We start from the raw sequence: 26,243 nt of genomic DNA, 5'->3' as shown, positions 1-26,243 counted from the left end.
CTACTTCACACAGGCCGCACACTGAGAGGACTGGATCTGTTTGAAGAAGTCGTTGCCTTTGTCATCCACGAGGATAAACGCCGGGAAATCTTCCACTTCAATTTTCCAGATGGCTTCCATCCCCAACTCCGGGTACTCCACACACTCGAGGCTTTTGATACTGCCCTGCGCCAGCACCGCGGCCGGGCCGCCGATGCTGCCGAGGTAGAAGCCGCCGTGTTTGTGGCAGGCGTCCGTTACCTGCTGGCTGCGGTTGCCCTTCGCCAGCATGATCATGCTCCCGCCGTTGGCCTGGAGCTGATCCACGTAGGAGTCCATGCGTCCGGCGGTGGTTGGGCCTAAGGAGCCGGAGGCATAGCCGTCCGGGGTTTTTGCCGGGCCTGCGTAGTAGATCGGGTGATCTTTAACGTACTGCGGCAGCCCTTCGCCGTTATCCAGACGCTCCTGCAGCTTAGCGTGCGCGATGTCACGGCCAACGATAATGGTACCGTTCAGGGAGAGACGAGTGGAGACCGGGTACTGCGACAGCTGGGCGAGGATCTCGCTCATCGGACGGTTAAGGTCAACGTGGACCGCTTCGCCCTCGCCCGCTTTACGTAACTCTTCCGGAATGTATTTGCCTGGGTTGTTTTCCAGTTTTTCGATCCAGATACCGTCGCGGTTGATCTTAGCCTTGATGTTACGGTCCGCCGAGCAGGAGACGCCCATCCCCACCGGGCAGGAGGCGCCGTGACGCGGGAGGCGGATCACGCGGATATCATGGGCAAAATATTTGCCGCCAAACTGCGCGCCGAGGCCGAGGTTCTGCGCTTCCACCAGCAGCTCCTGCTCAAGCTGGATGTCGCGGAACGCCTGACCGTGCTCGTTACCTTCGGTTGGCAGGCCGTCGTAGTATTTGGTGGAGGCCAGCTTGACGGTTTTCAGGGTGCTTTCAGCCGAGGTGCCGCCGATGACAAACGCGATATGGTACGGCGGGCAAGCCGCGGTGCCGAGGGTGCGCATCTTCTCTACCAGGTAGTTTTTCAGCTTGCCCGGAGAGAGCAGCGCCTTGGTTTCCTGATAAAGATAGGTTTTGTTGGCTGAACCGCCGCCTTTGGCGATGCAGAGGAATTTGTATTCGTCGCCGTCGACGCTGTAGATGTCGATCTGCGCCGGCAGGTTGGTGCCGGTATTTACCTCTTTGTACATATCCAGCGCGGCGTTTTGCGAGTAGCGCAGGTTGTCTTCGATGTAGGTGTTATAGACGCCGTGCGCCAGAGCCGCTTCGTCGCCGCCGCCGGTCCAGACGCGCTGGCCTTTTTTACCGGTGATGATGGCGGTGCCGGTGTCCTGACAGGTCGGCAGAATGCCTTTCGCCGCGATATCGGAGTTACGCAGGAACTGCAGGGCGACGTATTTGTCATTCTCACTGGCCTGCGGGTCGCTGAGGATATCCGCCACCTGCTGCTGATGCGCCGGGCGCAGCATGAAGGAGGCATCGTGGAAGGCGTGTTGCGCCAGTAAGGTCAGCGCCTGCGGGTCAACCTTCAGGATCTCCTGTCCTTCAAACTCAGAGACAGAGACGTGGTCGCGGGTTAACAGGTAATACTCGGTCTGATCCTTTGCCAGCGGGAAAGGATCCTGATAATGGAAGGGTTTATTCGACATTGATCTCTCACTTACGACATTGCTGATTATGGTTCAGGCAGATGTTCCGTTTGCCCTGCTTAAAAGCGAGTTGGCTTATCCTACACAATTTTTTAACAAAAACTGAGACTAGTACGACTTTTTCCGTGCGCAGGTTACTTCCGGACGGTTTATTGCTTTAATACGGGCAGTTAATTCCACATTTGAAACAGGGCTTGATAATGCAAAAACTCATCAACTCAGTGCAGAACTACGCCTGGGGAAGTAAAACTGCGTTAACGGATCTCTACGGTATCGCCAACCCGGACAATCTGCCGATGGCAGAGTTGTGGATGGGCGCGCATCCGAAGAGCAGCTCAAAAATTACCGATGCCCGCGGGGAGCGTTCCCTGCGCGAGGTCATCGACGCAGATAAAACCACGCTGCTGGGCAGTAAAGTCGCCGATCGTTTTGGCGAACTGCCGTTCCTCTTTAAGGTGCTGTGCGCCGATCAGCCGCTCTCCATTCAGGTTCACCCGAACAAGCAGGCCTCCGAAGCGGGCTTTGCCAAAGAGAATGCGGCGGGTATTCCCCTGGATGCCGCCGAGCGTAACTACAAAGATCCGAATCACAAACCGGAGCTGGTGTTCGCCTTAACGCCGTTCCTGGCGATGAACGCCTTCCGCGAATTCTCTGAAATTGTCTCCCTGCTGCAGCCGGTGGCCGGGGCGCACAGCGCCATTGCTCACTTCCTCGAAAAGCCGGATGCCGATCGCCTGAGCCACCTCTTTGCCAGCCTGCTGAACATGCAGGGCGACGAAAAATCCCGCGCGCTGGGGGTGCTGAAAGCGGCGCTCAACAGCCAGCAGGGTGAGCCGTGGCAGACCATCCGCGTCATTTCTGAATTCTACCCGGACGACAGCGGCCTGTTCTCGCCGCTGCTGCTGAACGTGGTCAAACTGGAGCCGGGTGAAGCGATGTTCCTGTTCGCCGAAACGCCGCACGCCTATCTCAAGGGCGTGGCGCTGGAGGTGATGGCCAACTCCGATAACGTGCTGCGTGCGGGCCTGACGCCGAAATACATCGATATTCCTGAACTGGTGGCTAACGTTAAGTTCGTCGCCAAACCGGCGGCAGAGCTGCTGACCCAGCCGGTGAAAAATGGCCCGGAGCTGGACTTCCCGATCCCGGTGGAGGATTTTGCCTTCTCGCTGCACGACCTCAGCAGCGCCGACGCTGAGATTGCCCAGCAGAGCGCGGCGATCCTCTTCTGCGTCGAGGGCGAAGCGGTGGTCAGCAAAGGCGACGAGCGTCTGGTGCTGAAGCCGGGCGAGTCGGCGTTTATTGCCGCCAGTGACTCGCCGGTCAGCGTCAGCGGCGTGGGCCGTCTGGCTCGGGTTTTCAACAAGCTCTAGTGGTCTACTGAATTTTTTAACAATTGTTGCTAAGCTATTGGTAATCTTATGACCTCACTGGGCGGTTTTTACCGCTCGGTTTCATTTTAGGGATAATCACGATGAAGAAATCGGTTATAGCTGCAGGCGTTATTGTTGCATTAGGGGTGGTCTGGACAGGTGCGGCCTGGTATACCGGGAAACAGCTGGAGAGCCATCTGGCAGAGATGGTGGCGCAGGCCAATAGCGAACTGAAGCGTACCGCACCGGAAGCCGGTCTGGAGCTGGGCTATCAGGATTACCAGCGCGGGCTGTTCAAAAGCCATCTGCAGCTGGTGCTGAAACCAGCCGCTGGCACGCAAAGTCCATGGCTGCAGCCAGGGCAGAGCCTGATCCTGAACGAAGTGGTTGATCACGGCCCCTTCCCGCTGGCCCAACTGAAGCATTTTAACCTTATCCCGTCCATGGCCTCGGTGAAATCGACGCTGGTGAACAACGAAGCCTCTAAGCCGCTGTTCGATCTGGCGAAGAATGAATCCCCGTTCGAGGCCAATACCCGCATCAGCTATTCCGGTGATACAAGCTCCGACATCGCGCTGAAAGCGCTGAATTACGAGAATGGCGATGAAAAAGTGGCCTTCAGCGGCGGCAATTTCCAGCTGGATGCCGATCGTGATGGCAAGGCCTTCTCCCTGAAAGGTGAAGCGGCAAGCGGCCTGGTAAATGCCGTCAATGAGTACGGCCAGAAAGTGCAGCTTACCTTCAACAACCTGAAAACCGAGGGCAACAGCCATCTGACCGACTTTAACGAGCGGATCGGCGATCAGAAAGTGACTCTCGATAAGCTGGCTATCGCCATTGAAGGCAAAGAGATGGCGGTGCTGGAAGGGACAGATCTGAACGGTAAGGCTGAGCTGTCGAAAGACGGTAAGAGCGTTAACAGCCAGCTGGATTACAGCCTGAAGAGCCTGAAGGTGCAGAACCAGGATCTGGGTACCGGCAAGCTGACGCTGAAAATCGGCAATATCGACGGCCAGGCGTGGCATCAGTTCAGCCAGCAGTATCGTACCCAGAGCCAGGCGTTGATGGCAGATAAAACGCTGATGGAAAACCCGGCCCTGTATCAGCAGAAAGCAACAGAAGTCTTCTTCAGCAGCCTGCCGATCCTGCTGAAAGGCGAGCCAGTGGTGACCCTGGCGCCGCTGAGCTGGAAAAACAGCAAAGGCGAGACCAACTTCAACCTGTCGCTGTTCCTGAAAGATCCGGCCACCGCCACGGGTGAAGCCCAGACCCTGACTCAGGAAGTGGATCGCAGCGTGAAATCGCTGGAGAGCAAGCTGACCATCCCGATGGACATGGCGACCGAGTTCATGACCCAGATTGCGAAGCTGGAAGGCTATAACGAAGATGACGCTGGCAAGCTGGCCAGCCAGCAGGTTAAAGGCCTGGCGGCGATGGGTCAGATGTTCCGCATCACCACCGTGGAAGATAACGTGATCAGCACCAGCCTGCAGTACAGCAATGGTCAGGTAACCCTGAACGGTCAGAAAATGCCGCTGGAAGAGTTTGTCGGCATGTTTGGCGTTCCGACGCTGAACCTGGGCGTACCGGGCGCACCTGCCGCGCCAGCGGTTCCGGCACCACCGGCCGCACCGGTTGTACCGCAGCAGTAAGCGTATAAAACCCCTCTTCGAGGGGTTTTTTATTGCCGGTCATCCTTTCCAGCCGGTGAGGAAGTCCATCAGCAGGGCGTTCACTTTCTCCGGCTGTTCCTCCTGCGGCAGATGGCCGCACTCTTCAATGGCATAAGCCCTGAGATCGTCCGCCATTTCTGCCCAGACGCTCGGCATATCGAACAGTTTCCCCACGGCGTGAAAATCATTGCCCCACAGCGACATCACCGGGCAGGCAATTTTCACCTCCGCATCGGCCAGATCCTGCGCCACATCCTCGGCGTTGGCGCGATAGTCCGCCATCGCTCCGCGCACGGCACCGGGCGCCTGATACGCCCGCACGTAGGTATCAAATGCCTCACCGCTGATGGTGGCGGGATCGTAGGTCCAGTCCGAGAAGAAATGGCGTAACCAGATATGCTCCCGACCGGCAATCAGGGCTTCCGGCAGATCGGGCACCAGATGGAACAGGAAGAACCAGTAGGCACGGGCGATAGAGGCGTTGAGATCTCGCGCCACGATACGCGTCGGCACGTTATCCATCACCACCAGACGGTCCACCAGCTCAGGGTAATCTTTCGCAAAGCGTGTCGCGACGCGCGCGCCGCGGTCATGCCCCACCAGCACCACTTTCTCCAGACCCAGGGCGCGCATCAGCTCCCGGATATCCCGCGCCATGTTGCGTTTATCGTACCCGGAGGCCGGTTTATCGGTCTCCCCGTAGCCGCGCAAATCCGGGGCGATAACCCGGTAATGTTTTGCCAGGACGGGAATTTGATAGCGCCAGGCGTAGTTGGTTTCCGGAAAACCGTGGAGCAGGATCACCGGGGCGCCTTCTCCCTCTTCAACCACGAACTGACGAATGCCATTAGCCGTTACGGTGTAACTTTTCATGATGTTTTCCTCGTCTTATTTCAGCAGGGGCACGTCGGCCGCACGTTGATAAGGGCCATATATTGCCGGGTTCCAGCGGTAACCCTGGGCACTGGTGGTGATATGCCCGATGCCCGGGAAGGCCAGGTGTGCCGCCGCCATCCACTCGCCGTCTTTCGCCAGGGCGTTAAACTCCTGTCCCCGGGAGGCGGTGGCTTTTTTTGCATCCACATCAAAGCGAATCGACACTTCCGGGTGCGGGAACTGCACGGCCGGGGCGTGGATCAGATCCCCGATAAAGTTGATAGCCTTCCCTTCAGAGGCAAAGCGATACACCGTGCTGCCAGGGGTATGACCGGTTGCGTATGCTGTTTGCACTTCCGGAATGGGTGAGGCTGGCGGAACGAAGGTTTTCAGATGTCCGGTCGCTTTATAGGCTGCCAGGGCATGCTGCGCGATGGCGAAATACTCCTTCGCACTGGCGGGCGCACTGGCCTCTTTCGCCGGATCCAGCCAGAAATCGGCTTCACCCTGCGGGACCCAGACGGTGGCATTGGGGAACAGCGCCTTACCCGAGGCATCGCTCAGTCCGCAGACGTGATCAAGATGGAGGTGGGTCAGGAAGATGGTGTCCACCTGCTCAGGGCGATATCCGGAGGCCTCCATATTGGGAATCAGTTGCCCGGCGGTTTGCGGCACGCAGTGGCCCGCCCCGCTGTCAATCATCACCAGATGTTTCCCGGTATTCACCAGAAAGGCGTTAAACGAGGTGGGCATGCGTTCGGCATCGATCTTATGCTGCGCCAGCAGATCGCGAATTTTGTCGGCCGCGAGCCCTTTCAACAGCGACGGCGAGAGATCGTTATAGCCATCGAACAGCGCCGTCACCTCATTTTGCCCCACCGCCAGGCGGTAATACCCCGGCACCTGCTGACGCACCTGAGCGGGGGCATCTGCCCATGTTGAGCCCATCAGAAACAGGCTGCTGAGGGCCAGAACCGCTGTCATCTTTTTCATTGTCACTCCGAATTCACTGTTTATCAGGATGTGGAGAGACTATGGCGCTATAACGATAATTAGTGTAGATGTGTAATTTGATAGGTCAGTATAACGGGATGCGAGATAATGAGACTGGACGATGTGGAAGTCTTCGTTGAAGCGATAAAAGCGGGCAGCCTGGCGGGTGCCGCGCGTCGACTGTCGATGAGCGCTATGGCGGCGTCGCGCTGCCTCAATAACCTGGAAGCCGAGCTGGGAGTCCGACTGGTGCATCGCACCACGCGATCCCTGTCGCCGACCAGCGATGGCGAGGTCTTTTTACCCCACGCCCAGGCGCTGCTGGAAGATAAAACCAATGCCCTGGCCGATCTGTTTCCCGATGGCGCCCACCTTTCCGGGCGGCTGCGCATCACCGCCTCGGCGGCGTTTGGCCGCAAGATCATCGCCCCGATGCTGCCCGACTTTATGCGCCAGCATCCGGCCCTGCAGGTCGATCTGCTTGCCACTGACGAGCAGGTGGATATTGTCGGGAAAGGGATCGACGTGGCGTTGCGCATCGCCCCGCTGCGGGACAACCGGCTGGTTGCCCATCGGCTGTGTGACAATGCCCGCGACCTGTGCGCCAGTGCCGATTACCTGGCGGCGAACGGCTATCCGCAAACGCTCAGCGATCTGGCGGCGCACAGCTGCTTAACCACCTCTGACACCACCCACTGGTCGTTCGACCAGGCCGGGCAGCGGAACAGGCAAAAAGTGTCGGGGCGGTTTTCGGCGAACTCCATTGAGGCGATCTTTGAAGCCTGCGCGGGGGGAATGGGGATCGCTAACTTATCCCGCTGGTACGTTGCCCCCGCTCTGGCGCAAGGCCAGTTGGAGCGGATCGTTCTGCAGGATGCCGAGCCGGAAGCGCTGGCGGTGTGGGCCGTTTACCCCACGTCGCGGCTGATCCCTGCGAAAGTGCGAAAATTTGTCGAGGCGCTGGAGGCGCGGCTGGTGCTGAACCCGCTCACGCCATAACCCTGAGGCTACTTCACCGTCACCAGCCGGGCCGACACAATCTGGTGCCCGGCCGGCACGTCGGATTTCTCAATTCGCTGCATCATGCGGTCCGCCAGGGTATAGCCCATCTCCCGCGCCGGAGTCGTCGCCCAGACGATAGGCAGATCGTCCAGCGCGTTTTCGGATACATCCGCAAAGGCCCCCAGCGCCACCTGATGGCCAAAGAAAGTTTCCACTCCGCCGTCCCCGCTCTGGCGTCCGGCGCGGATCAGGCCAAACCAGGCCCCCATGGCGATGACGTCGTTATAGCAAATCACGGCGCTAATGGTGGGGCTGGCGCGCAGTAATGTGCCGATCGCCTCGGCCGCCTGCTTCTGGCTGGAACCACACTCCACCACCCACTCGCTGTGGAACGGCAGGCCGTATTTGATCAGCGTCGAGCAGTAGCCGCCCACCCGTTCGGCGCGGGTCAGCGACGAGCTTTGCCCCCCCAGCCAGGCAATCCGCTGATGGCCGCGACGAATAAGATGTTCGGTCAGCATTTGTGCTGCCTGCATGTTATCCGGACGCAGGGTATCGGCTTCGTCCAGATAGCTGGCGCGAGAGGCGAACACCAGCGGCACGCCCTTCTCCGCCGCCCGCTCGCACAGTTCATTGCTCGCCCCGGAGGCACCCGCAACGATCACGCCGTCCACTCCCTGGGTCAGGAGCATATCGAGGCGCTGAAGCAGCTGATCGGCCTCACGCCCGCCGTGGAGCAAAAAGACCATCCGCCCCTGGGCTTCCAGCGCTTCGGTCAGGCCCACCGTCAGTTCAGCATAGAACGGCGAGGTGAGGTCGCGGACGATCAGGCCAATCACCCCGCTCTGCCCACCGCGCAGCGCCGAGGCCTGGCGATTGCGCACAAATCCCAGCTGTTCAACTGCATCGTTGACGCGCTGTCCCGTCGCGGAGGAGATCCGCCCTTTCCCGCTCAGCACCAGCGAAACGGTGCTAACGGAAACGCCCGCCGCCAGGGCGACGTCATTGATGGTGATCTTTTTCGCTACAGCCATGTGGTGGCGTGACTCCCTGATAATGAGATCGGTAAAACGTTTTATCAATACGTTATCTTTATACTCTCTGCCAAAGCCTGAGAATGTGATTTAGCGCGCACTAAACTTTGATAAAACGTTTTATCTTCTCGCAGCACTGAGGCAGTTAAATCTATTTTAACAATAAAGGAGTCGTTTTATGACGGCGAAAGCAGCACAAAAAATCTCGCTATGGGAGTTTTTCCAGCAACTGGGTAAAACCTTTATGCTGCCCGTGGCACTGCTCTCCTTCTGCGGGATCATGCTGGGGATCGGCAGCTCGCTCAGTAGCCATGATGTCATTACGCTGATCCCGTTCCTGGGTAATCCTGTGCTGCAGGCGATCTTTATCTGGATGAGCAAGGTCGGCTCCTTTGCCTTTAGCTTCCTGCCGGTGATGTTCTGTATCGCTATCCCGCTGGGGCTGGCCCGCGAAAACAAAGGCGTGGCGGCGTTTGCCGGTTTTGTTGGCTACGCGGTGATGAACCTGGCGGTTAACTTCTGGCTGACCGCGAAAGGCATCCTGCCGACCACCGACGCGGCAGTGCTGAAGGCCAACAACATTCAGAGCGTGATCGGGATTCAGTCTATTGATACCGGGATCCTCGGGGCGGTGATCGCCGGGGTGATCATCTGGATGCTGCACGAGCGTTTCCACAATATCCGCCTGCCGGACGCGCTGGCCTTCTTCGGGGGTACCCGCTTTGTGCCGATTATCACCCTGGTGGTGATGGGACTGTTTGGTCTGATCATTCCGCTGGTCTGGCCGGTGTTTGCTATGGGCATTACCGGCATTGGCCGTATCATTAACAGTGCCGGTGACTTTGGCCCGATGATCTTCGGCACCGGGGAACGCCTGCTGCTGCCGTTTGGACTCCAGCATATCCTCGTGGCGCTGATCCGCTTCACGGAAGCAGGCGGCACCATGGACGTCTGCGGGCACGATGTCAGCGGCGCGCTGACCATCTTCCAGGCGCAGCTGAGCTGCCCGACCACCCACGGCTTCTCCGAGAGCGCCACCCGCTTCCTGTCTCAGGGTAAAATGCCGGCCTTCCTCGGCGGCCTGCCGGGTGCCGCGCTGGCGATGTACCACTGCGCCCGTCCGGAAAACCGTCATAAGATTAAAGGTCTGCTGATCTCCGGCGTGATTGCCTGCGTGGTGGGCGGCACCACTGAACCGATCGAGTTCCTGTTCCTGTTCGTCGCGCCGGTGCTGTACCTCATCCACGCCGTGCTGACGGGTCTGGGCTTTACCACCATGGCGGTACTGGGCGTAACTATCGGCAACACCGACGGCAACGTAATTGACTTTGTGGTGTTCGGGATCCTGCACGGCCTGTCGACCAAGTGGTATCTGGTCCCGGTGGTGGCGGCGATCTGGTTCGCGGTGTACTACGGCATCTTCCGCTTCGCCATCACCCGCTTTAACCTGAAAACGCCGGGTCGCGATACTGATACGGCCACCAGCGTTGAACAGGCCGTGGCGGGTACGGTGGGTAAATCTGGCTATAACACCCCTGCCATTCTGGCGGCGCTGGGTGGTACGGATAACATTACCTCGCTGGATAACTGCATCACCCGTCTGCGCCTGTCGGTGGCGGATATGTCCAAAGTGGATACCAACGCCCTGAAGGCCAACCGCGCTATCGGCGTGGTACAGTTGAATCAGCATAATTTGCAGGTGGTCATCGGCCCACAGGTGCAGTCAGTGAAAGACGAGCTGGCGACCCTGATGCGAACAGTAGAAGCCTGATGCCGCAGCCCCCTCGCCATGAGGGGGTTTTATTTTAAGGACCAACGTCATGTTTGATTTTTCTGCCGTCGTGGATCGTCACGGCACCTGGTGTACCCAGTGGGACTATATTGCCGACCGCTTCGGCGCCGCCGATCTGCTGCCTTTTACCATCTCAGATATGGATTTTGCCACTGCCCCCTGCATCATCGACGCCCTGCAGACCCGCATTGGCCACGGGGTGTTTGGTTACAGCCGCTGGAAGAACGACGAGTTCCTCGCCGCGGTGGCCCACTGGTTCCGCCAGCGCTTTAACAGCGAGGTTGATACCCGCGCTCTGGTGTATGGCCCCTCGGTGATCTACATGGTCTCTGAGCTGATCCGCCAGTGGTCCGACGCTGGCGATGGGGTAGTGATCCACACTCCCGCCTACGACGCGTTTTACAATGCCATTGCGGGTAATAACCGTCAGGTTGTCTCCGTCGGCCTGCACAAAGCAGCGGAAGGCTGGCAGTGCAATATGGCCGAACTGGAAGCGGTGCTGGCCCAGCCGCAGAACAACATTTTATTACTCTGTAGCCCGCACAACCCGACCGGCAAGGTCTGGACCCGGGCCGAGTTAACGACCATGGCTGAACTCTGCGCCCGCCACAACGTGGCGGTGATCAGCGATGAGATCCATATGGACATGGTGTGGGGTAATCATAAACATACGCCATGGTGTGACGTGGCCCATGGCAAATGGGCGCTGCTGACCTCCGGCTCCAAGAGCTTTAACATTCCGGCCCTCACCGGGGCATATGGCCTGATTGGGGATGAGGCCAGCCGCACGGCGTATCTGCAGGCGCTGAAGGGACGCGACGGACTCTCCTCACCCTCGGTGCTGGCGCTGGTGGCACATATCGCCGCCTACCAGCAGGGTGAAGCCTGGCTGGATGAACTGCGCGCGTATCTTGAGGCCAATTTACGCTATGTGTGTGACAGACTGAATGCCGCTTTCCCGACGTTAAAGTGGCAGCCGCCGGAGGCGACCTATCTGGCATGGATCGATCTTCGTCCGCTCAACATTGACGATAAGGCGCTGCAAAAAGTGCTGATTGAGCAGGAGAAGGTAGCGATCATGCCGGGATATACCTATGGCGACGAGGGTAACGGCTTTATCCGCCTCAACGCCGGTTGTCCGCGCAGCAAGCTTGAGGAAGGGGTTAAGCGCCTGATTGCTGGCATCAACGCTCTGGTGTGATTTATTTGCGCAACGGAATTATCCATTGCGCAAATAGCTTTTTACTCCGTTTTGTTTTTATAATGGCCCGCACATTACAGTTAATGCGTTCAATATCGTTGATAATCAAGGTTTATCCTTTTATTCAAACAGTTGCATAACGCACAGCAATAACATTATCTCGCATTAACTGACATTTCTCTGCCCCTATTTGTGTCCCCGTCATGCCTTCTGCCCCCACCGTGCCCCCACGCCTTCCCTATTTTGCGTAGCTCCTTCCAGATATCACACTAGACACGTAGCCCCCTCCGCCGGCCCTGGTAGTATCGCTATTGATCCGTTTGTAAGATTGAAAGGTATGCGCCGCTTCTTACATCAAATGCAGCTTTGTGCCAGAAGCGGACATAACAACTAACTAAATGAGTCAGTCCTCAGAAAACTGGTTTACGTTACAAAGTATTTAGCGCTTACCATTAAGCATACGGTTGCCGCCATTGCCTGACATGTTCGATTAGGGCGCGTAGTTTTGGCGCTATATTCCGGCGTTGAGGAAAATACAGATAAAAGCCAGGAAAATGGGGAAGAAAATCATCAAGCATTGAAACAAGTTGACCATTTTCAATATACGGCCTGAATGTTTCTTCAGGGGCAAATGTTATACCTCCACCGGCAAGAGCCAGCCTCAGCATGAGACGCAGGTCATTAGTTGTTATTCGCGGTTCTACCGCCACGTCGAAAGCTCTCCCGTTCTCCTCAAATTCCCAGCGATAAGGAGCAACATCCGGGGAAGGACGCCAGCCGATACACTGATGATACACAAGCTCACGCGGGTGAAGAGGGGCGCTATTAGCTGTGAGATAGGATGGGGACGCAACCACCATTTCACGTTGCTTTTCTGTAAGCGGGACGGCAATCATATCCTTCGCGATCACATCTCCGAGCCTTACGCCAGCATCATAACCAGCGGCCACAATATCAAATTCCTCATCTGTCACGACAATGTCGATCGTCACGGCTGGATTAGCAGCCGCAAACGAGGCGATCAGCGGACCTGAAAGAAACTCTTCAGCTATGGAGGTTACCGCGATCCTCAGAAGTCCACGTGGCGTACTGTCGGATGCAATCTCTTCGAACGCAGCTTCAATGCTGGATAAAGGTAATGACAGGGATGTACGCAGTTGTTCTCCCGCTTCAGTCAGGTTTACTGAACGTGTTGTCCGCATTACCAGCATTGTGCCGAAAGCATCCTCAAGCCGCCTTATTCCCTGACTAACCGCCGAGCGTGTAACTCCCAGCCGGGCTGCGGCTGTGGTGAAATTACGTTCTTCAGCAACCGCAATAAAAACAGGTAAAAGATTGAGATCAATTTTCATTGTTTAGCTCTGCTAACTACTGAGTCCAGTGAAAGCAGGATACTGGAACTAATCACAAAGTTCTATCATCTCTCTGAACTCAACTGAAGGAGCACATCATGGATAAAGTTATATTAATTACCGGCGCGTCAAGTGGCATTGGGGAAGGTATTGCCAGAGAGCTTGGAAATGCAGGCGCGAAGGTGCTATTAGGGGCACGCAGACTGGATCGTATCGAAGCCATAGCCGCAGAAATCCGCAGCACCGGCGGTATTACTGAAGCGCGGGAGCTGGATGTCACAAACCGACTGTCCATGGCTCAGTTTGTGCAGTCAGCGCTTGATACGTGGGGGCGTGTTGACGTTCTGATTAACAATGCGGGCATCATGCCACTTTCGCCGCTTGCGGCCGGTAAACAGGATGAATGGGAACGTACGATTGACGTTAACATCAAGGGCGTGCTGTGGGGGATTGGGGCTGTGCTTCCAGTGATGGAAGCTCAGGGTTCTGGTCAGATAATCAACCTTGGCTCTATCGGTGCCCTTTCAGTTGTGCCTACAGCCGCCGTCTATTGCGCCTCTAAGTTCGCAGTACGCGCTATTTCCGATGGTTTACGGCAGGAAAGCTCGAAAATCCGCGTGACCTGCGTTAATCCCGGCGTTGTAGAAAGTGAACTCGCCTCAACCATCACCCATGCGGAAACCATGGCGGTGATGGATGCATACCGTTCTGTTGCACTTAAACCCGCTGATATTGCCCGTGCCGTACGACATGTCATTGAGGCTCCGGAAAGCGTTGATACAACAGAAATAACCATCAGACCGACAGCATCCGCAAACTGAAGCGTATGACAGCGGGACGAAGTAAGTATCCGCGATCATTATTTATTTAATGCCTCTGGAATAAGAACTGCTGATGACATGATAAATTGCATGACAATTGTTAATTCATTACGTCATTCTTAACCGACAGTAACACTGTATTAATTACAAAAACCAAACTGGCACTGGGAATAAATTTAAATTATTTTATTCCCACTTTTTAAAAATCATCTCTTATCCATTGACAGGAAAATCACTATGAATAATATCCATCGCTTGACTGTAGCAACAATTCTCTTTTTATCATCTTTCAGCACTATGGCCCAGATTGTTACGGCAGTCGATTCAACCATCGAGGGCGCTGAGAAAAAAATTCTCACACTGGCAACTAAAGAGGGGAAATCATATGAAATTCTTGGGGCTTCTTTTAAAAACAGGGTTTATATGACGGCAGAGTTAACCCCTGTTAATAAAAAATAACAATCTCATATGCGCTTGGAATTTCTCTTGACCGGAATTGCTCAAAATGAGTCGTGAAACCACACGCTAATACAACAATTTATCTCTGATACGCATACATGACATCAGGAAACACATGAAAAAACAGCATACTTATACAGGCCTCTGGATTACCGAAGATGGGTACATTCGCCATGAGCTTTTACCAAATGGGCGTTACAATGAAGCACGAGGCGCAAAATACAATGCTTATCAGGGCGACTACGACATTCGTGAAAACAGGATCTACTATCAGGACGATACCGGTTTTACAGCTGATGGAACTTTTGTCAGTAATGACGAGCTTCATCACGCGGGAATGGTGCTTTTCCGCCGCAAATAAATAATATACTATCTATAAAAATTACCGACATAAATTTTAATCATCAGAATGCATTTTATCAACTAACAAATACTATTACTTGGCAATGGATTGCCTGTCAAATAGCGATCCTTTTTAAAGGCGCTGAATGACACTATAAATACTTATTTATAATTCTTAGATTGCCGTTATATAAATTACTCAAAGCTGTAAGAGTTATCTCAGTAGGTGGATTTATTGTACTCATACACGTGTGAGGCGTCATAGCCCATCGCCAGGCAGTGTCCGCTTCTCGCTCTAAGCGGAATTTAAACCACATGGAGGGAAGATCACCATCTTCCCTTGTTTGCGCACCGCTTTTTACATCGGAGACTCATCACCATCATCAGCTGCACTGTTGATGAAGAAAGTCACCCTGCCCATTACCTCGACTTCCTCGGCCGCCGCGCCCTCTATCGCTTCGCCGTCTTCCGTGATTAACGCCTGACCTCTGAGCTTCGCGAACTGCGTCATTCCACCGCTGAGAATCAGCAACACCTGCCCCTGCACCATCCGGCTGACAGGTTCGATCACCGCAAACCCAGTTGACGTTTCCAGGATGCGGCTTTCGTTCGTGGTGCAGATACTCGTCGGGGACAAGCGCTGCTCGACATAATCGGTTGCCGGAGATACGAAGCCCATTAGAACACCTGCCCCATAGTGCGCAAGATCCAGTATCGGTTCTCGCTATCGTCCGGAGACTTGTCAACAAACCCAGTTTGGTAGAATTCTATCCACTCGTTGGCATCGACCAGGGTGAAATGATGGTGAACCTTCGCCAGCTCCCGAACGAAGTCAGAAGACCTCAGGCATTGGTAACCTTTGGGATTAAGCTGAATAGCAGCGTGGAAAGCCGAGTTAATGTCTGATTGGCGGGGCATGGTGACCTCTCATTTATTATTACTGTGTATCCATACAGTAGTTTTAAAGAGAGTGCAGATCAAGAAAGCCCTGCCTATTGATAATTACTGCTGAACATCAGGTTGTTCGTCCGTCTCTTCAGGTTCCTCTTCCTCGTCTGGCTGCAAACCAAGCTTAGCCTCCAGATACTCAACGCGCTCAATCAGTGCCAGGATTGCCTCATGGTGAAGCGCCCCAACACCCGCAACATTCAGAGACAGGTATCCGTCATTATCCTCACCGACAACTTCCGGCAGAACCTTGTTCACTTCCTGAGCAATATACCCTGCAGAATCAACATCACCTTTTATATAAGTGAACGTCTTCCCATGAAATGACTTCATTTTCTGTATGGGGTTCTCAATGTTTTTAATATTGTATTTCAAACGCTCATCAGATGGGTTATTCCATGTCCCGCCGCCAGCGTTGCCATTAGAACCAAATACAAAGGAGGAATTTAAACCTGACGACCCTCCATTAACGTTAATTTGCACTCGGTTAAGATCAGTGCTCCCGCCTCGTACGCCTCCAATCGTCCAGCCGCCAGCGTACCAGCCGCCAGATATCCGGTTTACGTAATTTCCATCACCGGTGTCATCAGGGGTGTTATTTAGCTCGATACCATTATTGGATTCAGCCCGCCACGCAGCAACCCCGCAGCCGCCGCCAGGCCTGGTATGAATATCGCCAAATGTGCTACCAGCAGAATTAACTGTCATGGCACCTCTTACCGTTACGCTGCCAGTAACAGTGCCGCCGTCAGCGCTGAGCGCCTTTACGTCTGCCGCAGTCATGGTGATATTATCATTTCTGAGTGTCATATTATTTCCTTAAGCCCAGACGCGCGCCGGTGTTTTAGGGTTAACGACGAAATCATGCAGGGATGATAAATCCAGTTTGTCATTCATCACACGAAGGTTGGCGTGGTAGCCTGGCTCATTGACGAACGTAATAACTTCCTTTTCCTCCCCTGCATTTTTAATTTCAGTGGGGACGGCAATAACGCCGATTACATCCAGGCTGATATCCGGGTGATATAAACCGCCCTGCTCCTCATCATCCATAAACCCCGCCGCGATTAATTGCGTGCGCATTTCGTCGGCGTCATTAAAGCGCAGGTATAAGTCTCTCATTAGCGGAGTCCATTAATTTGGTTAAGAGTCAACAGGCGATGCCATATACGGAAGTTACGAATGTGATAAACAACGTTCGGGTGCCCTTGTATATCAATGCTCGTCGGCTTAGACCCTGGATTCACTGGTGCTACCGTCCTGCTGTTAATTTTCCCATCGAAGTACATGCTGGTCTTATTGTTAGCATCTACAGATTGCGCGTAAACTTTTCTATCGATTGGATATGTAACTGCTAAAGATGGCCCGCTCCCACCAATATATGTGAAAAGAGTAGATGCTCCCGCCCTGAATATAATATCGTTGTTGGAGCCGACCGCCCTGATAAGGTCAGCGTAATTATTACTAGGCGTGACATATCTATTAACAGAGATTTCAAATGCAAGTGTCCTGTTGAACGCATCCCCGAGTAGTTGATATCCAACATTACCAGACGGTTGTAACGAGAGCTTATCAGCAGCCCTTGTTACAGCGGACGCGGCTGTTGGAATATAACTGGACATCACGGGTACAGACTCCAATTGCGCTCCCCAAATATATAAACCAGACACACCATCTCCGGTGTAACTAGCAGTTACGCCGTCCTTAGCTAATTGAAGGCGAACAACAGTGCTTTGACTCGCCGCAGCGGTAAATGTCATCCATACGCGATAGACACCATTACTGAGTATTTCAAACCCACGGTCAACGTATTGAGCCCCCACCCCACCACTACCAACAAATGCCCCTGCTACTGGGTCAAAGAAAACTCCAGACGTACTTCCAGAGGCAATCCGAAGATATAAAAGACGTGAGTTTGTGTGTGCTTTGACGAATACAGAGTAACAGTATGTTGTGTTGGCTGTTAAAGTGATATTACGGTCTTGTACGTAATGTTCACTCCCCGATGTGTCCTCAATTATCAGCGCCATTGTTTTATCGCCACGAGGAGAGTCGCCGCTATTATTCGTTGTAGTAACTCGCTGCCCTGCACCCCACTGCTCAGAGTAGGTGTATAAGTTAGAGCTGGCCCCCTCTATTAATAAGCCTTCACGCTCGAAACGAGGTTCGTTAATATCAGCGTTTTGCAAGATACCTGATTTATCGTAATACATTGCGGTTGTAGAGCGGGTAAGTGTCGCTGACTTTGTTGCTAACTCCAGTACCTGCCCTGAAATCGTCAGACGATCATAAGGCGCGCAACCCGCCAGCAGGCGCATGTCATCATTCAGCGGCAACCAGACGTCAGGGAACGGCGCCTCCTCATAGGGTACAGACGTCAACTGCTGCGCGGCGGCCAGCGATGCTGCGGCACTGCTGGCACTGGCGGAGGCGTTGTTTTCTGACGTTTTAGCATTCGTCTCAGACGTTTTCGCGTTGGTTTCTGATGTCTTGGCGTTCGTCTCTGACGTTTTCGCGTTCTTCTCTGAGGTTGCTGCCGCGGTCTTTGATGAGTTCGCGTTCGTCTCTGAAGTTTTGGCATTCTTCTCAGACGTTGCAGCTGCCGCGGCGCTGGTGCCTGCCGCGTTCGCAGCGGTGATCAACTTCGACCAGCTCGGCCCAGTTTTTTTTGAGCCGTCTGCCAGCGTAACCGTGACGTCACCGGTACCCGATAAAATAAGGTCCTGGTTGACGATATCAATTTGCGCCTGGCGAAAACCTTCTGTGACGGATTTCGCTAAATCGTCATTAATCGTGGCCATTAGTGATGTCCTTAAAATGAAAAACCCAGCCGGAGCTGGGTTAGATGGTCTGAGGTTATGAGGATCAGGAGAAGGAGCCGGTGCCCCGGGTAATGGTCAGTGTCGGAGCGGCAATGCGCTTACTGGCCGTGCCAGTACCAACAACGGTGATGATCCCGGTAATCACGCTGGTCGTAAGATTGCGGACAGCATGACGAACGGTAACCCAGAGCCCTCCCGTGCCGGCAGGCACGCTTATAGAGCCCATATCACGAACATTTCCGTTAATGTTAAGGGTGATGCTCACTGTCGTTGAACCTGAGGTAGAGGAGACGTACACCATCGCCTCAAGCAGGGCCGATTTATCCAGTGATGATGAAGAGGAGTCAGTAAACGTAATCGAACTCGAAGCTGTGCCAGCGCCTGATACAACAGCGTCCGACGCTATGCCCACGTTCGCCACATCCCCAATGAAAGATGTGGCCTCTACTGTTCCCCTGAAACTCCCGCTGGTTGCCTCGATTCTTCCTCTAAAACTCCCGTCGGTGGCATAGATCGTCCCGCGAACGGTCACGCCGTTAAACGTGGCGTACCCGGATTTATTGATATGCCAGCCGACATTACCGGTCCCGTCCCAGTTGCTGGACTGGATGTAATTGCCGATCTTGCCGTTATCGATGGAACCGTCCTGGATGAACACCGAGCGCAAAAACAGCTGCCCGCCGGTGGCGGCAAACACCAGTTCCTGCCCGGTGGTCGTCGGGTTATAAACCGCAAACGTGTCGGCGCTGACGAGGAAGTTAGAGGAGCCTGCGGCATCAATACCCAGCTGGATCCCCGCGATGCGTTTAACACCGTTCGCCTCTACCTGGACTTTAACGCCCCACTGCGCGCTCAGCTTGCCGTTGATATCAGCAACCGCCTCGCTGGTTGTCTGCACTGCTGCGTTGGTATCGCCAATTTCAGCCTTTACCTCCTGAATGCTGCTAGCCGTGGCGCTCTTCAGGTCTGCTGCAGCTTTGTCGATGCGCGTAATGGCGGCGGCGTTGGTCTGGCCGTTTTGCTCAACCGTGGACTTAAGCGTCGTGACCTGTTCGGCTACAGCGCTTGTGGCATCCGCGGCGGTCTTCCGGGTCTCGGTGATCTCGGCCATCGTTTTCGTTTCGCCAACGGCAAACGTGACGCGCTGATCAGAGAACGCCATGAAGCTGGCGAGCGCGTTACTGACACTACCGACAATACCGGCGTCGCGGCTGGCCGTGTTACCGTCCACATCCACTTTCAGGCTGTCGATACGGCGACCGAGCGCGCTGTCTGCATCCGTGCGGGCCGTGGTTTCCGTGCTGATGTCCGCCGTGTTCTGATCTGTTGTGGCTTTAACAGCAGCCAGCGCGGTAGTCTGCGCTTTGTTGTTATCGGCAACGGCTTTATCGATGCGCGTGATATCGCCGGTATTTTTCCCGACGGTGGTCTGCAGGCCCGACAGCGTTGTAGCCTGCGCCCCCTGCTCAGTCGTCAGCGTTGCCAGCTCCTGCGTCACGCTGGCTTTGTTGGCATTAACGGTCGATTCCAGCTTCTTCCGCTCCGTCACCTCCGCTTCCTGAGCCGTGATGCGCGCCTGGCGTTCGGTGTACAGCAGGCCCGATGCCAGTTTTGACGGGTCGTCACCGGTATAGCCGCCCCGGATCTGCGTCGCCAGCGTCTCGCGCGCCGTGGCTTCCGCCTGGTCGCCAGTGACACGGGCTGTCGTCTCCTGCTGCAGAGCCGCCATCCCGGCCCCAGGCGTTGGCCGTCCGACCGCCACCCAGTCAATCAGGTAATAGTTCGTCGCGTCCTGTTTGGTAGAGAGATCGAGCCTGAACTGATTCATCGTGGTTTCGGTCAGCCACGGGATATTGTCGAACTCCACCGTAGCGATACCGTTCGCGTCATAGGCAGGGTCGGCGACGGCGATCATGTTGGTGTCGTTGAAACCACCCGTACCACGCCACCGCAACTGCCCCGTCCAGCCCGGCGCACCGAATTTCCTGATGCGCAGTTTCAGGAAGCGATACGCAGCTGCTGTAATGGCCAGCGAGCCGGGAGACGTAACGTACGGATCTGAGGCATGGTTAGCCGGGCGTAGCCAGCCATCAACAATGGTCGGCGTGCCGTTACCGGTCCAGCCTTCTGCTGTCGAATCGAAATACCAGATTTTGGCCGGGTCGAACTGCGAGCCGGTACCTGCAGACACCTGCGCGATCTGCTGCGCCAGCGATTCGGTGCTGCTCTGAATCGTCTGGTTGACGTTGCTGATATCCGCCAGGCGCTCGTTCTTCTCTGTCAGCAGCGCTTGCCCGCGGGCCGTTGCCTCGTCGGTGATGGCTTTCTTACGGTCCGTGACTTCCTTGGCCAGGCCCGTTTTAGTGGCCGCAGACTCCGTCGTCACCGTGCTGATGTCATCGCGCGCTGACTGGATATCGTCACCTAGATCAGTGATATCCGAAACTAGGTCTTTATAGGCGTCGGTCTGTTTGATCTGGTTATCGATATCCACTAGGTAATCAGCGGCGGTTGAGCTGCTGCTGCCTTGGATGAAGTCAGTCCAGGCCGACTTGTTGCCGGTGCGATCCACCAGCCGCGCCCGATACCAGAAACCTACCCCTGCCTTTAGCCCAAGCTGCTGGTAAATCTGCTGGGGATACGGAACGCCTGCCAGCAGCATCGGGTTCGCGCCGGTTGATACCGTGGAATACTGAATTTCTGTCTGCAGCGTATCGCCAGTCCCGGCAGGGAAGTCCCAGTCCAGCTGCACGCCCCAGAGCAATGGCGTGGTACGGAAATTAACTGGCTTTGGCACATCGCCCACCCGACCCTTAAGATGTGTCAGCGCTGACGATGCCCACAGGCTGGAGGCCCCACCTGAGTTTATCGCCCGGACCCGCACCAGGTAATCACCTTCAAAAATGCCGGGTACCTCAATATTGCGAAGGCCAGTCTGAGGGACGTTTACCCACTCGCTATCGTTCCGGCGCCATTGAGCCTGATAGGCGATCACATCGGCCTGCGGCTTACCGGCTTTATCGAGCGGAACATCCCAGGATGCAGTCAATGTCGCTATGCGCTGGCCCTGGCGCACCGACTCGTAACTCGACACGACGATATTGCCGGGCTGTGAAACAACTCCCGTGGGGATGAGGCTGATCGGCGGGATATCGAGGCGCGCATTGTGGTCGACGGCATCATACTTCGATGCGTTGTATTCCGCGCCGCTAATGGTATACGTGTTTTCTTCATCGTTAAAAGTCAGATTCGTGACGCGGAAGTACTGAAGGCGCAGCTGCCCTGCATCGATAACGAATACGGCGTTTGGCGCTGGCGCTGCTGTGAACGGAGTGGCCACGATCAGCTGCGTGCCGTTGACCGCCTGTATAACGCGGCTTTCCACAATGCCGCCCTGGGTGCGGATCATCAGTGTGTCACCCGCGACAGCGCTGGTACCGCGATCGGTTGTTACCGCTTTAAGCCCGGCGTTATAGTCCGTGAGGCGGCCACCATAAACACGCCCGGAAACGCGCTCATCAGCGAAGGCAAATACGGTGCCGGGGACATAGGCGAAGCCATCCAGCCCGGTCTGCAGCGTAATGATACGATCCAGTGAATTAGAATAAACCGCCCATCCGCCGCGGCGCTGAGCCTCGCTCTCACGTGTACAGCCGATGGCCGTGAGCTGGGTCTGCTTGAATTTGAACTGCTTCACCAGTTCAGGAAACATTACCGAGGTGGTGCGATCCTGATAATGGTTATCCGGGTCGCTGAAGTTAATCAGCGCGCTCGAGAATCGTGTCTTTTCGCTGCCGCTGGAATACGTTGGCTTACCCACCACTGATGCGCGGGTAAGGATCTGCAGCTTCGACGTGTCTGCCGGCATATCAGAGACAACATTGAACATGTTGTTGCCCCAGAACGTCATGCCGTTGAAGCCAGCAGCGATATCCTTAATAACCTGCCAGGCGTCGGCCTGCGACTGGATATAGACGTCAAACATGAATCGCGGCTCTGTGCCGGTACCACCCTTCCCGTCCGGTACCTGCTGGTCACAGCGCTGGGCAATGCGGTAGAGCTCCCATTTATCGAGCATATCCACCGTTACCCGGCGGCCCAGACCAAAGCGCGGCTCTGTCAGGACATCAAACCAGATCCACGCCGGGTTGTTAGCCCAGCCCCATTTGAAAGTGCCGTCCCATGTGCCGATGTACGTTCGCGCGTCGGGATCGTAGTTCTGCGGGATGCGGATCACCCGGCCTTTCGGCTTACAAGATATTTTCGGGATATTGCTGAATGCTTTGGCATTGAATGACACATACAGCAGCGCGGTATGCGGGTAGCGCAGGCGGGCGTCGATGACCTCGGTGATGGCCTGCACCTGCGTTTTGTTCTGCAGCATCTGGCTGACGCTGTCGGCAGTATCGCGGACCACACGGATCTGCCAGCCAGTGGTTGCTTTGGGCAGATTGATGCGGTGCGTCAGTTCATACAGTGAACTGAGCTTTTCCGTTACCGTTTTGGTGAGCACTGTCTGGTATGCCCCGCCATCAACCGCAACGTCGATGTGATATGCGACGGTTGTGCCGACGATATCACCGTCGTTCTCCTGCTGCTGTAGGCCGGTGATCCCGATGCGCACCAGAACAGCGTCAATCTGGGTGTTGCTGATAGCTCGCGTCCAGGGCGCAGCCTTCGTCAGTTGCACCCCGATACTCGTCTCGTTCTCCACAGCGGGGAAGCCGGGGATCGGCGTCTGGGCCTGTGTGCCCGGACGAAAATCCCAGGAGACATTCTCAAAGTTCATTGAGCCGTCGGCGTTCCCCAGCGGCGTGCCGTCGAGGAAAATACGGGTGGCATCCAGCCCACCAGCAAATTCCCCTTCACCGAGCGCCAGCAGCATGCGGCAGCGTGCCATTGACTGAGCTGAATCAGGCTGTTCTACGGGCGTGCGCTGCTTCTGGCTACCGCCTTTTGCTCCAGTAATCGTTGCCATATTGCATCCATAAAAAAAGCACCCGATTGGGTGCTAATTGAAGAGTAAATGGTCGTCAGATGTCCTCAGCTACGATCCCCGCACTGATAATGGCGCCGCCGATCTCGCGCTCGCCATACAGCAGTGCAACCGGGTTACCCATTGCCAGGGTATTAACGGATCCGCCAAAGGCGTAGGAGGGTTTGTTATCGGGATCATCGCGTCCCTGTAGGCCTTTAGGCTGCGGCGAGAGCATCTGGTAAATGCCGCCGGCCATCATGCTGGCACCACCGATAAGTAACGAAGGCGCGAATGCCTGTCCGCCTGGTATGAACGAGGCAACCACCCCAGCAACCACCATGACTGCCCCAAGGATCGTCTGGAACATACCCGCTTTTTTTGCCCCCTCCATCACTGGTGCAATTCGAATATCGCTATCCCCGGTCAGATCCCTGAAGTCATCCGCACCGATGTTGCGCTTACCGCGGAACACTGCGAAAGTCATGCCGTTCTTTTTGGCGTTCATCAGGTAGCTTTCAAGCCCGTCGAAGTTGATGCAGAGTGCCTTTACGGCCTCTGCTGAAGTCTGGACTGCCAGCCGGTGAACGCGGCCAAACCGGGCCCCCAGGGCGCCATACAGTCGAATAGTGGTTAAACGCGCCATGGTTGAATCTCCTGCGGCAGGTCTTTGTGGCGAACACAGATCATGGTCCGGTCTTTGAAGTAGCCCCGGGTATACGGAGTTATGCAGGATGGCTGGCCGTACAGGTGGTGCAGCAGCTCGCCTTCTTCGGTGATGATCCCCGCATGATTCCACTTGGCTGACTCAACCTGCATGATGACCATGCATCCTGGCCCCGGATTGCATTCGACAAACCCTTCCCGCTCCCAGTTCTCGAAATACAAATTGTCCGGGTACTGGCTTTCCCACCACGGATAATCCACCCGGAAATCGTTAAGCGTCACGCCTTGGATAGTGTGCCAGTCCATGACCAGCCCCCAGCAGTCGTGCGAGCCCAGAATGAACGGGCGGCCAATCAGCGGGATGGCGTCTGGTGTTACCTCTGCATATTCATCACAGTCCGGCGCATAGATGCCCCAGACCACACCGGAGTTATTGCACTGCTGGCGATCGAGATCTGAAGGGATAGGCCGGGCGCCATCGCCTGGATGCGAGTGAATGACGCGGATAATAGTCCCGGCATCCTCCGCGTTCGCCCAGTGCTCGCCGTCAATGCGGAAATGATCTGTCGGGTTTTCGTGGCTGTTCGGTATCGGTATGTAACGCTGGCGCCGCCCCGACTGGATGACGAAGCCGCAGCACTCGCGCGGGGATTCCTCCAGCGCATGCGCGCGGATCGCCGCAATAATGGTTTTGTTCATTGATATGTCCGGTTATCGAGAGAAGAGAACGGTTGCCGGGAAGCCGCCAAAGTCGAGGTTTGCTGCGTTAGGCTCTGCCAGTCCGGCACCAAACCGCTTACGACAGTCGCTGAAGCAGCCGCCGCACACATCCAGAGCCGGGTCAGCGACCGGATTACCCTTCGCATCAAAATACGCCGTGCCGTTGTAGGTGCAGCCATCGCCGCTGCGGTATTGCCCGCGCAGTGCCCATTCGCAAAGCGAGGTGATTTGCCGGGTGGGGATCACCAACCCCTGCAGGTCTGCCGGACTGCTCATTGCCCACGACACCACCTCATCATCTTCTGAGGTTTTGGTGTCCAGCCAGAAGGTTTGCAGGGAGAACGCCGTCGGGTCCGCCGTAGGGTTTACGCCGCCCGGGAAGTTAACCGCATCGAGGTAAATGGCGTAGGTGTCGATGATGCTCACCTTCGCATTCACCATATCTTTGAACTGAAGGCACAGCGCTGTGATATGCCCGTCAAGGTTGGAAACATTGAGTTTTGGCTCAGCGGCCTGGTCAGTGGAGAGCGACAGGTCCGCTACCTGGAAGGGCCAGAATTCGTAGGCGTTACCGTCCCAGATTATCGGCTTCGGCCCCAGCTTCGACTCGTCGCCGTTTGCCGCGTCAATCTCTGCTGCCGTATGGGGGAATGGCGCGTAATGAAAGCGGTGGATCCCGCCACTGAACTCGGAGGCGTCCACTTCGACCAAGCGGACCCTGCCACCCGGTGCCAGCATCGCCGCCTGATCGACAAGTGCCATTATGCGTAGACTCCGTAGGCCCGTTTGATAGTGAAGGTCAGCTCAGAGAATTTGCTGTTCAGCTGGTTTTTCCGCATGGAATCAGCGACAACACGATATAGCCCCTTCACCTCGCCGGGTGGCGTGATAATGAAGGCCTTAACGGTATGGGCCAGCAGGAAGTCGCGGATCGCGTTTACTTCCGCCTCAGTCCCAGTGTGCTTCATCGGCACCTGAATGACCGTGGAGTTGATGCCGTTCTCGGCCACCTGTTCATAGCCATCGCCAAACTGAGCCGATCGCACCGTCTGACCATACTCGACAGGCCCGGCACCGAGCTGCGAACGCCAGTTATAGGTTTCAACTGCCATATTTGCTCCATAAAAAAAGCCACCCGAAGGTGGCTTGTCAGTATAAGTAGCAGATTAGCGGTTTTCACAACCAAGCTGAGACTTGTCTATAATCTGCGTGCCTTCGACACGGAAACCATATGTGCCGAAAATAAATGCGTGGTTTAACTGATAGATAACAACATCGCTTAGGCCTACGGAACACTTATCTTTTTCAATAGCTCGATCCATTGCTGTTTTAACGCTTGGAATGCCCAATGGGAAAATGACAATAGGAGCTTTGTCTTCACCAGTCACACGTTGACCTTTTTCAAACTTAGCTGCGTTCAGGTTGTAGTTTTTGGTACTTCCTACGGTCATATCAGCAACACGAACAGTACAGCCAGACAGCATTAACGCCCCAAGAGCTAAAGCAACTACCTTCTTCATTTCACGTTTCCTTTGATTACAATCGGA

General features: G+C 55.4%; 23 protein-coding genes. 8 read left to right on the top strand and 15 right to left on the bottom strand.

What is annotated here, in order from left to right:
• On the bottom strand, positions 1-1,647 hold the full coding sequence (gene fumA / locus SOM40_RS10260) for a class I fumarate hydratase FumA (RefSeq protein WP_106993746.1): 1,647 nt from the start codon (positions 1,645-1,647) through the stop codon (positions 1-3).
• Positions 1,648-1,847: 200 nt separating this feature from the next.
• Between fumA and manA the strand changes: the two genes are divergently transcribed.
• Entirely contained in the window at positions 1,848-3,020 is a 1,173-nt protein-coding gene (gene manA / locus SOM40_RS10255; RefSeq protein WP_320456924.1) for a mannose-6-phosphate isomerase, read from the top strand.
• Positions 3,021-3,121: 101 nt separating this feature from the next.
• Positions 3,122-4,672, top strand: a complete 1,551-nt coding sequence (locus tag SOM40_RS10250) for a YdgA family protein (protein ID WP_106993744.1) — start codon at positions 3,122-3,124, stop codon at positions 4,670-4,672.
• A 39-nt stretch (positions 4,673-4,711) separates the two neighbouring features.
• On the opposite strand, the gene SOM40_RS10245 is transcribed toward SOM40_RS10250, so the two are convergent.
• Both SOM40_RS10245 and SOM40_RS10240 read right to left on the bottom strand, forming a co-directional pair.
• Positions 4,712-5,566 (bottom strand): alpha/beta fold hydrolase, encoded by an 855-nt coding sequence (locus SOM40_RS10245; protein WP_313824637.1) that lies wholly within the window; start codon positions 5,564-5,566, stop codon positions 4,712-4,714.
• A gap of 15 nt (positions 5,567-5,581) precedes the next feature.
• Positions 5,582-6,562: an MBL fold metallo-hydrolase gene (locus SOM40_RS10240; protein ID WP_320456925.1), complete on the bottom strand. Its 981-nt coding sequence runs from the start codon at positions 6,560-6,562 to the stop codon at positions 5,582-5,584.
• A 108-nt stretch (positions 6,563-6,670) separates the two neighbouring features.
• Here SOM40_RS10240 and SOM40_RS10235 point away from each other — a divergent pair, with 108 nt between their 5' ends.
• Positions 6,671-7,561: a LysR family transcriptional regulator gene (locus tag SOM40_RS10235; protein ID WP_320456926.1), complete on the top strand. Its 891-nt coding sequence runs from the start codon at positions 6,671-6,673 to the stop codon at positions 7,559-7,561.
• Between the two features lie 8 nt (positions 7,562-7,569).
• On the opposite strand, the gene SOM40_RS10230 is transcribed toward SOM40_RS10235, so the two are convergent.
• The gene (locus SOM40_RS10230; protein ID WP_166182304.1) at positions 7,570-8,598 is read right to left on the bottom strand and encodes a Mal regulon transcriptional regulator MalI; all 1,029 of its coding nucleotides are present in this window, start codon (positions 8,596-8,598) and stop codon (positions 7,570-7,572) included.
• A 178-nt stretch (positions 8,599-8,776) separates the two neighbouring features.
• On the opposite strand from SOM40_RS10230, the gene malX reads away from it, so the two are divergent.
• Together malX and SOM40_RS10220 are read left to right on the top strand one after the other, a co-directional pair.
• Positions 8,777-10,369 carry a maltose/glucose-specific PTS transporter subunit IIBC gene (gene malX / locus SOM40_RS10225; protein WP_106993739.1) on the top strand — a complete coding sequence of 531 codons (1,593 nt, stop codon included), beginning with the start codon at positions 8,777-8,779 and terminating at the stop codon, positions 10,367-10,369.
• Positions 10,370-10,418: 49 nt separating this feature from the next.
• Positions 10,419-11,591: a MalY/PatB family protein gene (locus SOM40_RS10220; protein WP_261643244.1), complete on the top strand. Its 1,173-nt coding sequence runs from the start codon at positions 10,419-10,421 to the stop codon at positions 11,589-11,591.
• Positions 11,592-12,043: 452 nt separating this feature from the next.
• On the opposite strand, the gene SOM40_RS10215 is transcribed toward SOM40_RS10220, so the two are convergent.
• Positions 12,044-12,943 (bottom strand): LysR family transcriptional regulator, encoded by a 900-nt coding sequence (locus SOM40_RS10215; protein ID WP_320456927.1) that lies wholly within the window; start codon positions 12,941-12,943, stop codon positions 12,044-12,046.
• 98 nt (positions 12,944-13,041) lie between these two features.
• On the opposite strand from SOM40_RS10215, the gene SOM40_RS10210 reads away from it, so the two are divergent.
• From SOM40_RS10210 to SOM40_RS10200, 3 genes are all read left to right on the top strand, one after another.
• On the top strand, positions 13,042-13,764 hold the full coding sequence (locus SOM40_RS10210; protein ID WP_071031578.1) for an SDR family oxidoreductase: 723 nt from the start codon (positions 13,042-13,044) through the stop codon (positions 13,762-13,764).
• Between the two features lie 237 nt (positions 13,765-14,001).
• On the top strand, positions 14,002-14,223 hold the full coding sequence (locus SOM40_RS10205) for a hypothetical protein (protein ID WP_071031576.1): 222 nt from the start codon (positions 14,002-14,004) through the stop codon (positions 14,221-14,223).
• A 115-nt stretch (positions 14,224-14,338) separates the two neighbouring features.
• Positions 14,339-14,584, top strand: a complete 246-nt coding sequence (locus tag SOM40_RS10200) for an Atu4866 domain-containing protein (RefSeq protein ID WP_149358975.1) — start codon at positions 14,339-14,341, stop codon at positions 14,582-14,584.
• A gap of 339 nt (positions 14,585-14,923) precedes the next feature.
• Here the strand turns inward: SOM40_RS10200 and SOM40_RS10195 are convergent, their stop codons facing one another.
• The 10 genes from SOM40_RS10195 to SOM40_RS10150 form a co-directional block, all read right to left on the bottom strand.
• Entirely contained in the window at positions 14,924-15,244 is a 321-nt protein-coding gene (locus SOM40_RS10195) for a hypothetical protein (RefSeq protein ID WP_320456928.1), read from the bottom strand.
• 323 nt (positions 15,245-15,567) lie between these two features.
• Positions 15,568-16,323, bottom strand: coding sequence for a tail fiber domain-containing protein (locus tag SOM40_RS10190; RefSeq protein ID WP_320456929.1), 756 nt, complete (start codon positions 16,321-16,323; stop codon positions 15,568-15,570).
• Positions 16,324-16,332: 9 nt separating this feature from the next.
• On the bottom strand, positions 16,333-16,596 hold the full coding sequence (locus SOM40_RS10185) for a hypothetical protein (protein WP_320456930.1): 264 nt from the start codon (positions 16,594-16,596) through the stop codon (positions 16,333-16,335).
• 38 nt (positions 16,597-16,634) lie between these two features.
• Positions 16,635-18,314, bottom strand: coding sequence for a phage head spike fiber domain-containing protein (locus SOM40_RS10180; protein WP_320456931.1), 1,680 nt, complete (start codon positions 18,312-18,314; stop codon positions 16,635-16,637).
• A 64-nt stretch (positions 18,315-18,378) separates the two neighbouring features.
• Entirely contained in the window at positions 18,379-23,313 is a 4,935-nt protein-coding gene (gene gpJ / locus SOM40_RS10175; protein WP_320456932.1) for a TipJ family phage tail tip protein, read from the bottom strand.
• A gap of 55 nt (positions 23,314-23,368) precedes the next feature.
• Positions 23,369-23,956 carry a tail assembly protein gene (locus tag SOM40_RS10170; protein ID WP_320456933.1) on the bottom strand — a complete coding sequence of 196 codons (588 nt, stop codon included), beginning with the start codon at positions 23,954-23,956 and terminating at the stop codon, positions 23,369-23,371.
• Positions 23,944-24,675: a C40 family peptidase gene (locus tag SOM40_RS10165; RefSeq protein ID WP_320456934.1), complete on the bottom strand. Its 732-nt coding sequence runs from the start codon at positions 24,673-24,675 to the stop codon at positions 23,944-23,946. The genes SOM40_RS10170 and SOM40_RS10165 overlap by 13 nt, the downstream gene beginning before the upstream one ends.
• Before the next feature lie 12 nt (positions 24,676-24,687).
• Complete coding sequence (locus SOM40_RS10160) at positions 24,688-25,458, bottom strand: phage minor tail protein L (protein WP_313825723.1); 771 nt, start codon at positions 25,456-25,458, stop codon at positions 24,688-24,690.
• Positions 25,458-25,808 carry a phage tail protein gene (locus SOM40_RS10155; RefSeq protein WP_320456935.1) on the bottom strand — a complete coding sequence of 117 codons (351 nt, stop codon included), beginning with the start codon at positions 25,806-25,808 and terminating at the stop codon, positions 25,458-25,460. Before SOM40_RS10155 ends, SOM40_RS10160 begins: the two co-directional genes overlap by 1 nt.
• A 54-nt stretch (positions 25,809-25,862) precedes the next feature.
• Entirely contained in the window at positions 25,863-26,216 is a 354-nt protein-coding gene (locus tag SOM40_RS10150) for a hypothetical protein (RefSeq protein WP_320456936.1), read from the bottom strand.
• Between the last annotated feature and the right edge of the window lie 27 nt (positions 26,217-26,243).

This window comes from Leclercia sp. CFBP8987, from assembly GCF_034044995.2.
GTDB lineage: Bacteria > Pseudomonadota > Gammaproteobacteria > Enterobacterales > Enterobacteriaceae > Enterobacter > Enterobacter tamurae.
This window is presented reverse-complemented; position numbering and strand designations above follow the sequence as displayed.

Coding starts and splice junctions, on each gene's coding strand:
- fumA (WP_106993746.1), bottom strand. CDS start 1,647: ATGTCGAATAAACCCTTCCATTATCAGGATCCTTTCCCGCTGGCAAAG.
- manA (WP_320456924.1), top strand. CDS start 1,848: ATGCAAAAACTCATCAACTCAGTGCAGAACTACGCCTGGGGAAGTAAA.
- SOM40_RS10250 (WP_106993744.1), top strand. CDS start 3,122: ATGAAGAAATCGGTTATAGCTGCAGGCGTTATTGTTGCATTAGGGGTG.
- SOM40_RS10245 (WP_313824637.1), bottom strand. CDS start 5,566: ATGAAAAGTTACACCGTAACGGCTAATGGCATTCGTCAGTTCGTGGTT.
- SOM40_RS10240 (WP_320456925.1), bottom strand. CDS start 6,562: ATGAAAAAGATGACAGCGGTTCTGGCCCTCAGCAGCCTGTTTCTGATG.
- SOM40_RS10235 (WP_320456926.1), top strand. CDS start 6,671: ATGAGACTGGACGATGTGGAAGTCTTCGTTGAAGCGATAAAAGCGGGC.
- SOM40_RS10230 (WP_166182304.1), bottom strand. CDS start 8,598: ATGGCTGTAGCGAAAAAGATCACCATCAATGACGTCGCCCTGGCGGCG.
- malX (WP_106993739.1), top strand. CDS start 8,777: ATGACGGCGAAAGCAGCACAAAAAATCTCGCTATGGGAGTTTTTCCAG.
- SOM40_RS10220 (WP_261643244.1), top strand. CDS start 10,419: ATGTTTGATTTTTCTGCCGTCGTGGATCGTCACGGCACCTGGTGTACC.
- SOM40_RS10215 (WP_320456927.1), bottom strand. CDS start 12,943: ATGAAAATTGATCTCAATCTTTTACCTGTTTTTATTGCGGTTGCTGAA.
- SOM40_RS10210 (WP_071031578.1), top strand. CDS start 13,042: ATGGATAAAGTTATATTAATTACCGGCGCGTCAAGTGGCATTGGGGAA.
- SOM40_RS10205 (WP_071031576.1), top strand. CDS start 14,002: ATGAATAATATCCATCGCTTGACTGTAGCAACAATTCTCTTTTTATCA.
- SOM40_RS10200 (WP_149358975.1), top strand. CDS start 14,339: ATGAAAAAACAGCATACTTATACAGGCCTCTGGATTACCGAAGATGGG.
- SOM40_RS10195 (WP_320456928.1), bottom strand. CDS start 15,244: ATGGGCTTCGTATCTCCGGCAACCGATTATGTCGAGCAGCGCTTGTCC.
- SOM40_RS10190 (WP_320456929.1), bottom strand. CDS start 16,323: ATGACACTCAGAAATGATAATATCACCATGACTGCGGCAGACGTAAAG.
- SOM40_RS10185 (WP_320456930.1), bottom strand. CDS start 16,596: ATGCGCACGCAATTAATCGCGGCGGGGTTTATGGATGATGAGGAGCAG.
- SOM40_RS10180 (WP_320456931.1), bottom strand. CDS start 18,314: ATGGCCACGATTAATGACGATTTAGCGAAATCCGTCACAGAAGGTTTT.
- gpJ (WP_320456932.1), bottom strand. CDS start 23,313: ATGGCAACGATTACTGGAGCAAAAGGCGGTAGCCAGAAGCAGCGCACG.
- SOM40_RS10170 (WP_320456933.1), bottom strand. CDS start 23,956: ATGGCGCGTTTAACCACTATTCGACTGTATGGCGCCCTGGGGGCCCGG.
- SOM40_RS10165 (WP_320456934.1), bottom strand. CDS start 24,675: ATGAACAAAACCATTATTGCGGCGATCCGCGCGCATGCGCTGGAGGAA.
- SOM40_RS10160 (WP_313825723.1), bottom strand. CDS start 25,458: ATGGCACTTGTCGATCAGGCGGCGATGCTGGCACCGGGTGGCAGGGTC.
- SOM40_RS10155 (WP_320456935.1), bottom strand. CDS start 25,808: ATGGCAGTTGAAACCTATAACTGGCGTTCGCAGCTCGGTGCCGGGCCT.
- SOM40_RS10150 (WP_320456936.1), bottom strand. CDS start 26,216: ATGAAGAAGGTAGTTGCTTTAGCTCTTGGGGCGTTAATGCTGTCTGGC.